The sequence below is a fragment of the Parafrankia colletiae genome (assembly GCF_001854655.1).
In the GTDB taxonomy this organism is placed as follows: Bacteria; Actinomycetota; Actinomycetes; order Frankiales; family Frankiaceae; genus Parafrankia; species Parafrankia colletiae.
The window spans coordinates 104,707-116,407 of sequence record NZ_MBLM01000080.1; the positions used below are offsets into that span (position 1 = coordinate 104,707).

The 11,701-nt window shown below is 70.8% G+C and carries 11 protein-coding genes; 4 read left to right on the forward strand and 7 right to left on the reverse strand.

The genetic code is table 11. The features are described from left to right. Nucleotides 1–20: 20 nt before the first annotated feature. Nucleotides 21–878: an AfsR/SARP family transcriptional regulator gene (locus CC117_RS09760; RefSeq protein ID WP_084131833.1), complete on the forward strand. Its 858-nt coding sequence runs from the start codon at nucleotides 21–23 to the stop codon at nucleotides 876–878. A 57-nt stretch (nucleotides 879–935) separates the two neighbouring features. Here the strand turns inward: CC117_RS09760 and CC117_RS09765 are convergent, their stop codons facing one another. The 6 genes from CC117_RS09765 to CC117_RS09785 all read right to left on the reverse strand — a co-directional run bounded on the left by CC117_RS09765 (nucleotide 936) and on the right by CC117_RS09785 (nucleotide 8,347). Further along, nucleotides 936–3,701 (reverse strand): AAA family ATPase, encoded by a 2,766-nt coding sequence (locus CC117_RS09765; protein ID WP_071083408.1) that lies wholly within the window; start codon nucleotides 3,699–3,701, stop codon nucleotides 936–938. A 609-nt stretch (nucleotides 3,702–4,310) separates the two neighbouring features. Next, a complete protein-coding gene (locus tag CC117_RS09770) occupies nucleotides 4,311–5,144 on the reverse strand; it encodes a MetQ/NlpA family ABC transporter substrate-binding protein (protein ID WP_071083409.1) in 834 nt (277 codons plus the stop codon). A gap of 78 nt (nucleotides 5,145–5,222) precedes the next feature. After that, nucleotides 5,223–5,822, reverse strand: a complete 600-nt coding sequence (locus CC117_RS09775; protein ID WP_084131867.1) for a methionine ABC transporter permease — start codon at nucleotides 5,820–5,822, stop codon at nucleotides 5,223–5,225. 119 nt (nucleotides 5,823–5,941) lie between these two features. Next, nucleotides 5,942–7,024 (reverse strand): methionine ABC transporter ATP-binding protein, encoded by a 1,083-nt coding sequence (locus CC117_RS09780; RefSeq protein ID WP_071083410.1) that lies wholly within the window; start codon nucleotides 7,022–7,024, stop codon nucleotides 5,942–5,944. A 49-nt stretch (nucleotides 7,025–7,073) separates the two neighbouring features. Further along, a complete protein-coding gene (locus tag CC117_RS40470; RefSeq protein WP_407673492.1) occupies nucleotides 7,074–7,166 on the reverse strand; it encodes a putative leader peptide in 93 nt (30 codons plus the stop codon). A 218-nt stretch (nucleotides 7,167–7,384) separates the two neighbouring features. Further along, nucleotides 7,385–8,347 (reverse strand): FadR/GntR family transcriptional regulator, encoded by a 963-nt coding sequence (locus tag CC117_RS09785; protein WP_071083411.1) that lies wholly within the window; start codon nucleotides 8,345–8,347, stop codon nucleotides 7,385–7,387. Nucleotides 8,348–8,356: 9 nt separating this feature from the next. Here CC117_RS09785 and CC117_RS37945 point away from each other — a divergent pair, with 9 nt between their 5' ends. Then, on the forward strand, nucleotides 8,357–8,545 hold the full coding sequence (locus tag CC117_RS37945) for a hypothetical protein (RefSeq protein ID WP_071083412.1): 189 nt from the start codon (nucleotides 8,357–8,359) through the stop codon (nucleotides 8,543–8,545). Nucleotides 8,546–8,581: 36 nt separating this feature from the next. Here CC117_RS37945 and CC117_RS09795 read toward each other — a convergent pair whose 3' ends face one another. Further along, complete coding sequence (locus CC117_RS09795; protein WP_071083413.1) at nucleotides 8,582–9,205, reverse strand: TetR/AcrR family transcriptional regulator; 624 nt, start codon at nucleotides 9,203–9,205, stop codon at nucleotides 8,582–8,584. Nucleotides 9,206–9,372: 167 nt separating this feature from the next. Between CC117_RS09795 and CC117_RS09800 the strand changes: the two genes are divergently transcribed. Continuing rightward, nucleotides 9,373–10,908, forward strand: coding sequence for an MFS transporter (locus CC117_RS09800; protein ID WP_071083414.1), 1,536 nt, complete (start codon nucleotides 9,373–9,375; stop codon nucleotides 10,906–10,908). A gap of 94 nt (nucleotides 10,909–11,002) precedes the next feature. Next, on the forward strand, nucleotides 11,003–11,671 hold the full coding sequence (locus CC117_RS09805; protein WP_241829972.1) for a TetR/AcrR family transcriptional regulator: 669 nt from the start codon (nucleotides 11,003–11,005) through the stop codon (nucleotides 11,669–11,671). Nucleotides 11,672–11,701 lie beyond the last annotated feature (30 nt).

Genomic DNA, 11,701 nt, shown 5'->3' on the forward strand with positions numbered 1-11,701 from the left:
GTTGCCTGCACGAGGTGTGAATGCGATACGAACTGCTCGGGCCCCTGCGTGTGTCGAACAGGCGGGAGAGCCATCTGCTGAGCGCACCGAAGATGGAGATCACCCTTGCTGTGCTGCTCGTCGGCGCCGGCCGGATCACCACCAGGGACACGCTGGTCCGGGAACTGTGGGGAGAGCGGCCTCCCCGCCGGGCGGCGAACGTCATCCAGGTCTACATCTCCCGGCTGCGCAAGTTCCTCGCCGCCGCCGGCGCGGACCCCGCCCGCGCCATCGTCACGAAGCCCACCGGCTATCTGCTGTGGCTGGACGGCGCCAGCTATGACGTCGTCGAGTTCCAGGAGGCGATGCGCGACGGGAGGGCGCATCGGGCGGCCGGGCGCTACGAGGCGGCGCTGGCCGCTGCCGAGCTCGCACTGTCACTGGTGCGCGGCTCGGTGGTGGAGTCCGAGGCGCGGGGGCCGGTCCTCACCGCCTTCGCCGTCTGGGCAGAGGAGGAACTCCTCGCCGCACTGGAGCTGTCGGTGGAGGCCCGCACCATGCTCGGCCAGCACCGGGAGGTGATCAGCCTGCTCGGCAGGCTCATCACTCAGTACCCGCTGCGGGAGTCGCTGTATTCGCAGCTGATGCTCGTCCTCTACCGCTCGGGGCGGCGGGCCGAGGCGCTGGCCGTGTACCGCGACGCACGGCGGGTGCTCCGGGCCGAGCTGGGACTGGAGCCCTGCCGCTCACTGCGGCGGCTGCACCAGGCCATCCTCACCTCGGACCGGCTGCTCGACACCTCGGACCGGCTGCTCGACACCTCGGACCGGCTGCTCGACACCTCGGACCGGCTGCTCGACACGGCGGGCCGGCTGCTCGACCTGCCCACCGCGAGCTGACGGGCCGGCCGGTGCGGGCCCTTCTCTCGGCTCGGGCGCGACGCCCTTCGCCGGCGATCACGACAGCAGCAGCGCCAGCTCGACCCGCGAGCTCATGCCGAGCTTGTCGTAGACGCGCGCGAGGTGGGCGTCCACGGTACGCGGACTCACCCGCAGCTGACTCGCGATGTCTCGGGTCCTCAGCCCCTGCCCGGCGAGCCGGGCGACCTCCTGCTCCCTCGTCGTCAGCTCGACCAGCAGGTCGGGGGTGGCACGGGGGCGTCGTTGCCGAGCCGATCGGGCGAACCCCCGGGCACGGCCACCGGCCGGTGCGTTGGCCAGCAGCTCGGCCGCTTCGGCGTAGCAGCGGTCGGCCTGTGGCCCGTGACCCAGCGCGTAGCCCCGGGCGAGCAGCGCGTGGCCCTGCTGCTCGGGCAGCCCGACCCGGGCGGCTCCCTCGGCCGCCCGCTGCGCCCACGGCTGTGGGTCCTCCCCGGTCAGCATCGCGGCGGCGGCCAGGACCTCGTAGATGCGCGGGCCCAGCACCGGGATCGGTTCGGCGACCCGCCAGGTCTCCCGCTCCGAGCCCAGCAGGGCCCGGGCAGCTGACGCGTCGCCGGCGGTGAGCGCGGCCTCGGCGAACAGCAGCGCGGTCAGCGGAGTGCGGGGCGCGTCGGTGTGCACCCCGTCAGGCAGATCCGGCCCGAACGTCGGGGAGCGCCCCAGCTCGGCCCACGCCGCTGTGGCCACGGCACGGGCCAGCGCCACCTGGTCGGCGCGCCCGGCCCGCTGCGAGGCGCAGTGCGCCTCCCGAGCAACCTCGATCGCCTCGCTCATCCGGCCCGACTGGTGGTGGATGTAGGCGAGGCTGTTGAGCAGGGCGGGCAGCAGATGGCGCTCCCCGTGCCTCCGGGTGGCCCGGAGGGCACGGGTGATCCGGGCGTGCGCGCTGCTGTAGCGACCGAGCATCGCCTCCGTCCAGCCCAGGCACTGGAGGTAGTAGAGTTCCGGACCCGATCCGTCCGACCCGGCTGCGGCCAGCGTGTCGAGCGCGGCGGCCGCCGCGTCCACCTCCGCCCCGGCAGACGGATCCCTGGCTGCGCCATGGCTGGCGGTGAGCGCGGCACACAGTGCGCGCACCGTGAGCGCGCCGGCGCGGGTGAGCCGATCGCCGGCCTGCCCCGACTCGGTCAGGGCGTCGACGTCGGCGCGGCTCGGGACGCCCCCGGAGACGACGCGGGCCAGCTGCGCGTACAACTGCACGCGCGCCTCCTCCGCCGGGCCGCGGGCCTCGGCGAGGGCGGCCGACAGCAGGGCTACGGCATAGTCGTGGTGGCCGAGAGAGGCCCAGACCATCGCCAGATGCGCCGTCGTACCCACGCGGCCGGACGTCCCGTGCGCGGCCGGAGTACTCATGATCTCCTGGCCGAGGGCACGCAGGCGAGGGGCCTCGTCAGGGCAGGCGAGCAGGCCGATCACCGGCTGCCAGGCGTCCGGGCCGACCGGCGCCGGGTCCGCACCAGCCGGGTCGGCGTGGCACAGCCGCAGGGCGGCGCTGAGCCAGTGGGCGGCCTCGGCGCCCTGTTCACTCTGCACCGCCGCCCTGGTCGCGTCGAGAAGGAAGACCACGTCACGGGCCTGGCGGTGCGCTCCGGAGCGCACCGCGTGCCGCGCGAGCAGGGCCGGCGCGGTGTAGGCCGACCGCAGGTGCTCAAGCGCTCGCCGGTGTGCACCGGCCCGCCAGCAGGGATCGGTTTCCCCGTAGAGGCAGCGGCCCAACAGGGGATGGCGGAAGGCCAGCTTGTCGCCGGGCACCGTCCGCACGAGGTCACGACCGCGCAGCTGGCCCAGCTCCTGCCACGTCTCCTCCGGGCCCAGCTGCGCGACGGCGGCCACGGCGTCGGCCGCGAAGGTGTCGCCGAGCACGGCCGCCGCGTGTGCGACCAGGCGCTGCCGTGCGTCCAGATACGCGGTCTCGGCCAGCAGCCGGGCCCCGAGCGGGCTGCGCGTCCAGAGGTCGGGCGGTTCGTCGGCCGGGTCCTGGCCGTCCCCGTCAGTCCGGTCCGCGCCGCCGGGGCCGGTCTCCCGGTCAGCCAGTGCCGTCAGGTAGAGGGGATTGCCGCCACTGCGTTCGTGCAGGTCGGCCAGCCCCGGGGCCGTCACCCGTTGACCGAGCACCTCGGCGCTCTGCCGCAGGCCGAGCGCCGTCAACGCGATCTGGCTCACCGCGCCCAGCTCGACGCCCTGCTGCATGGCGGCCTGCAGCCAGGATGGCATCTGGCGCCGCCGGTGCGCGACCACGACCGACAGTGGATGCCCCAGTGGCCAGCGCGCCAGGCTGTCCAGTAGCTCCACCGAGGGGCGGTCGGCAAAGTGCATGTTGTCGAGCAGTAGCAGGAGGGGGGCGGACGCCRCTGCCACCGTGTCCTCGAGCAGCGAGCGCAGCCCGGCGAAGTGCCGGCAGCGGCCGGCCTCGGTGTCGACGAGCATCTCGCCGCCGGCCGCCAGGGCCTGGGCGAAGGCGGCGGCCTGCGGCAGCGGCACGCCGCCGGCCGGTCGCCAGGTGGTGAACGCGTCGATGAACGGGTGGAAGGGCCGGTTGCGGTGGCTCTCGAGAGACCGGCCTCGAAGCACCTCGACGCCGCGCTGGCGGGCCTCGTCCGCGACGGCCGTCAGCAGGCGGGTCTTCCCGTAGCCGGGATCGCCGGTGAGCTCGGCGATCCTGGCATGCCCGCCGCCCGCGCCGTCGAGCATGCTCATGATTCGGCTGTGCTCCGCTGCTCGGACGGTGCCGCGCGGTCCCGTCGCAGTTCTCTCCGCGATGGTCGTGGCGGCGACGGTCATGCCCTGTGCCTCTCCTTCTGGACGTGCTTCAGGACGTTTTCCGGAGACGGCTGACGCCACCGCGGCCACGGAGGTCGGGGTTGGCACAGGCCATGCACGCCGACGGTGCCCGTCGGGCCGACGGCAGGGCCGCCGCCCTGCTGCCGTGCCGCCCGCCACGCGGCGTCGTTGGAACCGTCTGGCTGGCCCGATCTCCTCCTCGACTGTGAGCTGACGAGGAAGAAGCGAGCTGCGCGCATGAGACGGGAGAAGAACGCAGTCGGCGGCTGCGGCAGATTCCGTGACGCCGACGAGGGTGATCTCGGCGGCGGACGCGCGGGTGGTATCCCGGGCATCCGAGACCGCGTCACCGCCGTCCGTGCGGCGATACGGGCCGTTCAGCCGTTGGTACAGGCTGCGGAGTTCACTCGCAGGAAGTCGATGTGACCTCGGGTTACCAGCGCAGCCGAACGGTACACATCGCGTATTTGACCATTTCGCCTCGGTCTCGTCAAAGTGGATCTCCGTGACGGCCGGGGACGCTGATGACGTCGCGCAGGCGAGCCAACGGCTCGCCTGCGGCCGTGCCGGCTCGTCGGCCGAGCCCGTGGGCAGAGACGGCGTCCGTGCTCAGAAGGCCGGCAGTACCTCGCCCTTCGGCCACCTGGTGGTGATGAAGGTGCGGACCTCGGCGGAGTGCAGCAGTTCGTTGAGCTTGACCAGCCTCGGATCGTCGACGTCCTCGGCCCGGACCGCCACGAAGTTCGCGTAGGGGTTGTTCTCGCCCGACTCGATCAGCAGGGAGTCCGCGGCCGGGTTCAGCCCGCCTTCGAGGGCGTAGTTGCCGTTGATGATGGCGAGGTCGAAGTCCTGCAGGCTGCGCGGAAGCTGCTCGGGGTCGGTCTCGACGAACTCCAGGTTCCTGGGGTTGTCCGCCACGTCAAGAATGGTCGGGTCCTCTTCGCCGGTGTCGTCCAGGGTGATCAGGTCGGCCTCGACGAGAAGGTCGAGCGCGCGGGCCTGGTTGGACGGATCGTTGGTGATGCCGACCCGGGCTCCGTCAGGCAGATCGGCCACGTCRTCAACCGAGTCGGAGTACGCCGCGTACGGCTCGATGTGGATGCCGGGGAAGTGGCCGAAGTCGTAGTCCCGCTCGGCGACCTGAACCTCGTAGTAGGGCAGGTGCTGGAAGTAGTTGGCGTCGAGATCGCCCTCGGACAGGGCGACGTTCGGCTGGATGTAGTCGGTGTACTCGACGATGTCGAGTTTCAGACCGGCCTCGGTGGCCAGCTCGTCCTGGACGAACTGGAGGATCTCGGCGTGTGGCGTCGGGCTCGCGCCTATTCTGATCGGCTGACTGCCGGAGCCACCGCCCGCGCCGCCGTCGTCGGAGTTGCTGCAGGCGCCGAGGGTGAGGGCCGCCGAAAGAACGGATACGGCGATCGGCAGGAATCTTCTGCGCACGTGATTTCCTTCCGCGGGTGCTTGCCTGGTCGGGCGGAACGGGACCAGGGATTTCCGGGATGGGACGGTGCCTCGGTGCTAACGGTGGTCCAGCCGGCGGGCGGCGAAGTCACCGGTCAGCTGAATGATCTGGACGAAGGCGACGAGAACGATCACCGTCACCACCATCACGTCGGTCTGGAATCTGTTGTAGCCGTAGCTGACGGCGAGATAGCCGAGCCCGCCGCCGCCCACCGAACCGGCCATCGCGGAATACGACACGATCGTCACGATGGTCGTGGTGAACCCGGAGATGATGCTCGGTAGCGCTTCGGGTACGAGGACTTTCGTGACCACCTGCATCCGGGAGGCCCCCATCACCACCGCGGCCTCGACGGTGTCGGGATCGACCTCCCGCGCCGCGTTCTCGACCAGGCGGGCGAAGAAGGGCGCGGCGCCCAGGGTGAGCGGCACAATGGCAGCCTCGGGGCCGATGTTCGTTCCGACGACGAACCGGGTGAACGGGATGACCGCGATCAGCAGGATCAGGAACGGCAGGGATCGGCCGACGTTGACGACGAGCCCGAGCGCCCGGTGGACGAGGAACGACGGCCGGAGCCCGGTCGGCGAACTCACGTGCAGCAGCAGGCCGAGCGGAAGGCCGAGGAACAGGGTGAACAGCGAGCTGAAGCCGACCATCTGGATGGTCTCCAGAGCCGCCTCGGGGAGCCGTTCGTTGATCACGCGGTTGTCGAACGCCCCGAGCGCCTGCGCCTCGGCAACCGGGGCGAACGTCGCCACGCCGACCTGGCCGCCGCTCACCGCTCGGCCCTGCCCCAGGCGGTCTCTTCTGTCGCAGCCTCTTTCGTCTCTGCCGTAGTCTCTTCCGTCGCGGTCGGCCCCGGGACGATCTCGGTGGTCAGGCCCCGTGCACGCAGGAACGCGACGGCGTCGGGGACCGACGCCGTCGGAGGGAGACCGATCCGCAGCCTGCCGAACTGCTGGGCGCCATAGGTTTCCACGGCACCGCCGAGGACCGCGACGTCGGCGTCCAGATGCCGCACCAGCTGGGCGAAGGCGAGGCTGGCGCGATGCTCACCGCCGCCGGCCGGATGGTCGCCGGCGAACGACACCTCGAGCAGCGCAAACGGTCCCGGCTGGTCCGGCGGGAGGATCGGCAGCAGGTCGCGGGCCAGCCGCGAACTCTGCCGGGTGAGTACGGTCGCCAGATCTCCCTGCTCGGCGACCCGGCCGTCCCGCAGCAGTGTCACGCTGTCGCACACCTCCTTGACGACGGAGGGCTCGTGGGTGATCAGGAGGACGGTCACGCCGAGGCGGTCCCGGACATCCTTGATCAGGCGGAGGATCTGCCGAGTGGTCGTGACGTCGAGCGCGGACGTCGGCTCGTCGCACAACAGCACCGCGGGGTCGGTGGCCAGTGCCCGTGCGATACCCACCCGCTGGCGCTGGCCGCCGGAGAGCTGCGCCGGATATGCCCTGGCGCGGTCGGTGAGCCCGACCAGCTCCAGCAGTTCGGCCGTGCGGGCCCGGCGGGCCGTGCGGCGTACGCCCGCCAGCTCCAGCGGGAACGCCACGTTCGCCGCCGCCGAGCGGTTGTCCAGCAAATTCACGTGCTGGAAGACCATGCCGATCCGACGCCGGGCGCGCCTGCGCCCGGCTTCGCCGAGCGACGTCAGTTCCTGCCCGTCAATGCGCACCGACCCCGAGGTCGGGCGTTCGACGGCTGTCAGACAGCGCACCAGCGTGCTTTTGCCGGCGCCGCTGCGACCGACGACACCGTGGATTTCTCCCGCGGCCACGTGCAGGTCGATGCCGTCGAGCGCCGCGACCTCACCGGAACGGGCACGATAGACCTTGCGAAGATCCGTTACGGAGATCACGGAAATCCTGACCGTGCCCGGAATCCGGGCCTGTGTCGTCCGTTGGGCTTCAGTTCGTGAGCGCTGCCCAACGACACAGTGCGCTGCTGTGCCGGCGAAGGTCGATCGCGAGACGTCGAGTGAATCCGAAGTTTCTCGACATAGGGCATAGTTTTTACCCCGGGTGGGCTGCCGTCAAGTACCCGTTATCCCTCTCACCCGCTCACCGTCGCGGCTGCGGAGGAAGCAGCCATCCCGCACTTTCTTCGTCTGCTCGCATCGCCGGACGGCTGCCGACCAGGCCCTCACTGGTTGCGGAGGGCGCCGCCGGGTAGCCCAGCGGCAGCAGGACCCGGCCCAACCCCGGAACGCTTTCTGCGGTCAGTCGATCAGGTTGGTCATCAGTCGCCGGCCGAGCTCCGATGACTCAATGAACGGCGCATTGACATCCAGGCATCTGGCCCAGATGTCCTGGGCGCCGGAGGAGTCACCGGCCACGAGTGCGGAGACCAGCTCCGCGAAGAGCTGGGCATTACGGGTCGCCGTTGCGATCCAGGGGTCGTCCGCCGCGGCGGTGATGATCGGCTGGCTCCCGACACGCACCCACYGCAGGATCTCGGCGACGATGGCGAGGGCGGGGTTGTGTGTCGCGGCGAAGGCCACGACCCCGCCGCGTCCCCACGTCTCGGCGAAGTGGGGCATGTCATCCGTGGATGCCGACAGTTCTCTCTCCAGGGCACGCAGGTCGTTCAGCGACGCCGGGTCGATCCTTGATGCGACGAGTCGCATCATGGCAGGCTCGATCATGCGCATCGCCCGATAGAAGTCACCGAGGGTTGCCTGCCGGGCCTCGAGGACGATGCCCGCCATCTGGGCCGCTGTCCGAGTGGACGGATGCTGTACCTGGGCGCCCCCGCGGTCGCCTGCCCGAAGCTCGAGAAGGCGCTCCGTCTCCAGGATCCGCAATGCCTCCCGTAGCGTCGGCCGGGAGATGCCGAACTCCCTCGCAAGGTCGGCGAGCGACGAAAGCCGGTCGCCGTTCTCAAGGCGGCCTTCGGCGATCCGCGACCTGATCTCGGCTGCTACTGAGGTGGCCATGCGTTGCGGTTGCCCGCTTCTGGTGCGGCTGACCTGCGCCCGCCACAGCTGAACGACGTCGATCGGCTGCCGGCTCCGGCTGCGGCTCACCATGAGTCGGCTGGTGCTCGACAGATAGTCGCTCCAGGTTCTGTTCGCCGGGTCACCCTCGCGTCGCCGCGCGGCCTGGAGAAACTCGCTCTGGCTGTCAAGCACCCTGCGGGCGATCCGTAGGTCCCGGATGACCAGATCCGCAAGATCACACACGAGAACGCCATGCGCTGGTACAGCTTCGCCCCGTTCACCCATGTGCCGATCGAAGAGGCGACCGTCGGCGCGCTGCGTCGGTCCGCCGCCGGGCACGATGTATCGATCATGCCGCGGAGCACGCGGTCCCGCACGCCGGACGAGAAGCTCGAGAGCTTCCGCTCGCGGGCTCGCAGAGCGGTCGCTGCCCAGGCCTGAACTCTCCGGCACGACCTCTGGTTCGTGCAGTGCTCGTCAGGTACCCGGCTCGACGTGCATCACCAGCGGAAGCACGATCTGGTCGACGACGGAGGAGACGAACTCGTCGGGCAGGACCGGGCCGTGAACCAGGGAGTACTGCACGAGCATGGCGGGACCGCTGCTGGCCACCAGCTCGCAGACCGCCTCGGGTCGGACTTCACCGCGTTCGGCGCCGCGCCGCAACACCGTGAACATCAGACTGGTGCAGGGCTCGATGACGTGCTCGATGACCGCCTGACGCACGAATCCGCGCTCGCAGCCGGATTCTGCCGAGACGACCTGGAACGCGGTGCCCCTGGTCGAGGTGAACGCGGCCTGGATGCACCGCAGCAGCGCGTGGACGTCGGCGCGCACATCGCCGGTCAGGACCACGTCGGCGGGTGAGGGCAGCACGTCCCGCAGCGCTTCGGTGATCATGTCGTCCTTGGAGGGCCACCGGCGGTAGAGGACGGTCTTGCTGGTCTGCGCGGCCGTGGCGACCTTGTCCATCGTCAGATGGGCGTAGCCGACCGTCCGCAACTGATCAAAGACAGCGTCGAAGATCGCTTTTCGCAGGGTGTCGCCGCGACGGCGGGTGGCCGGGCCGAGCGATCGACCGGAGCCGGACACGACGGTCATCGGTCGTCTACTCCCACCCGATCGGCGCGCGCGGCTCCCGCGACATGACGTCGATCGTACCGTCGACTTTAAGGTACCTCCTGGTATCCAAAGGGCCGCCTGGGCTGTTAGCATGCGCCGCAAGATACGAGATCGGACCTTAACTGGTTTCTTCGAGGAGGCGATCGGTGTCCACTCCCGCGGCGGCCCGGGACGAAGCGAGCGCCGCCGGCACTCCGCGCGACGCCGGGCGAAGCAGTCCGGCCCTGGCCGTGATCGTGGCCTGCCAGCTGATGCTCGTCCTGGACACCACGATCGTGAACGTCGCGCTCCCCGACATCCAGCGCGCGCTGGGCTTCTCACCCACCAGCCTGGCCTGGGTGCTCAACGCCTACACCCTGACCTTCGGGGGGCTGCTCCTGCTCGGCGGCCGGGTCGGCGACATCCTCGGCCGGCTGCGGGTGTTTCAGGCCGGCGTGCTGCTGTTCGGCGTCGCCTCGCTGGCCGGCGGTCTGGCGACCGAGCCATGGATGCTCATCATCTGCCGGGTCGGGCAGGGCGCCGGTGCGGCGTGCGCCTCGCCGAACGCCCTCGCGCTGCTCACGGCGAACTTCCCCGAAGGTCCCGGGCGGACGAAGGCGCTCGCCGCGTGGGCCGCCGCCAACGGGGTCGGGGGGTCGATCGGCCTGATCATCGGCGGGATGCTCACCACCTGGGTGTCCTGGCGCTGGGTCATGTTCATCAACGTGCCGCTGGTGATCGGGGTCGCGGCGCTGGCACCCAGGTTCGTCCGCGGCCCACGGCGCAGACCCGGGCAGTTCGATCTCGCTGGCGCGCTGGCCGCGACCCTCGGCCTGGCGGCGCTGGTGTACGGCTTCATCCGGGCCTCCTCCGACGGCTGGAGCAACACCTGGACCCTGGCCGCCTTCGGGCTCGCGGCCGTCGTGCTGTCGCTCTTCGTCGTGCAGGAAACCCGTACCGGGCAACCGGTGGTCCCGCTGCGGCTGGTGGCCGAGCCGGCGAGGGCTCGCTCCTACCTGCTGCTGCTCCTCCTGCTCGGCAGCATGTTCAGCATGTTCTTCTTCACCACGCAGTTCCTGCAGGAGGTCCTCGGCTTCAGCGCGCTGCGGGCAGGTCTCGCCTTCCTGCCCCTGTCAGTCGGTCTCCTCGTCTCCGCGCAACGTGCGTCGGTGCTGTTGCCGAAGCTCGGCCCGAAGGCGCTCATGCTCACCGGAGCCGCGCTCTGCGGTGGCGRCATGGGCTGGCTCACCCGGATCTCGGACAGCACGGGCTACCTGGACGGCATCCTCGGCCCCCTGCTGCTGTTCGGCCTGGGCGTCGGACTGATCGTGGTGCCGCTCAACGTCAGCGCGGTCGCCGGCGTCAGCCCGAGGGACGCCGGCGCAGCGTCCAGCATGGCGGTCGTGACGCAGCAGGTCGGAGCCGCCCTGGGTCTCGCCGTGCTGGTCACTGTCTACGGCGCGGCGAGCCGCGACGCTGCCCGCCACCCGCCGGCCGGTGGCAGCCCGCGGGAACTGAACCACTACCTGCTTGCCCACGGCATGGCCAGCGCCTTCACCGTCGCGACGGGATTCGTCGTCGCCGTGTTCGGCATCGTGATGCTCACCCGGCACCCCCGCCGTGGCGAGTCGCCGGCGAACGTCCCGCCCGGGAAGGCCTCCCCGGGGCCGGTGCCAGACCCGGTGCCGGCTGACGGCGACTGAGGCCACCACCTCCCACCCCCGTCGGACCGGCCCTCGACCGATGTGAGCTCCCGCCATCCGTTGTCCTGGAAGGTAGGGTGATGGGGTGCGAAGAGTGAGGGCCGGAGCGACGGCCGGAAGTCCGAGCACGCGGGGGCGGATCGACAAACGGCAGGCGATTCTGGACGCCGCCTTTGTGATCTTTGCGCGGGAGGGGTACGCGCAGGCGAGTGTGGATGCGATCGCGGCCGAGGCCGGCGTGGCGAAGCCGACGATCTACAACCATCTCGGTGGCAAGGAGAACCTCTTCCTGCACGCCATGACCGCGACCGCGGAGAAGGCCACGGCGCGCAGTCTCGCCGTGGTGTCCCGGCTCGCGGTCGACGTGGCGGATCTGCACACCGCCTTCGCCGACGTCGGCGAGGCGCTGCTGGGCTGTTACTGCTCGGAGGAGTCCTGGGCGCTGCGGCGGTTGCTGCACGCCGAGATCGTTCGGTTCCCGGAGCTGTTCGATGCCATCGGGGCCAGCGGGCCTGACCAGGTGGGCGAGGCGTTCGCGGACCGGTTGGCCCGGCTCGCCCTGGCGGGCCGCCTGCGGCTGACGGATCCGGTGGAGGCGGCCGAGCAGTTCCTCGCGCTGCTCACCGGTCCCGTCGCGAGTCGTTCCGCCCTGGGGACCAGGCCGCTGGGCGAGGAGCAGCTGCGGCGGGTGGCCGAGGTGGCGACCACGACCTTCCTGCGCGCCTTCGCCGCCATGCCGGTCGGCCTGCCCGACATCGAGTAGTGGCGCCACCCGCGGGTGGCGCGCCGGGGG

Excerpts from the sequence above, each read along its gene's own strand:
- CC117_RS09760 (WP_084131833.1), top strand. The coding sequence starts at position 21 with ATGCGATACGAACTGCTCGGGCCCCTGCGTGTGTCGAACAGGCGGGAG.
- CC117_RS09775 (WP_084131867.1), bottom strand. The coding sequence starts at position 5,822 with ATGGTCGGCTTCAGCTCGCTGTTCACCCTGTTCCTCGGCCTTCCGCTC.
- CC117_RS40470 (WP_407673492.1), bottom strand. The coding sequence starts at position 7,166 with ATGTCGAGAAACTTCGGATTCACTCGACGTCTCGCGATCGACCTTCGC.
- CC117_RS37945 (WP_071083412.1), top strand. The coding sequence starts at position 8,357 with ATGCGCTGGTACAGCTTCGCCCCGTTCACCCATGTGCCGATCGAAGAG.
- CC117_RS09795 (WP_071083413.1), bottom strand. The coding sequence starts at position 9,205 with ATGACCGTCGTGTCCGGCTCCGGTCGATCGCTCGGCCCGGCCACCCGC.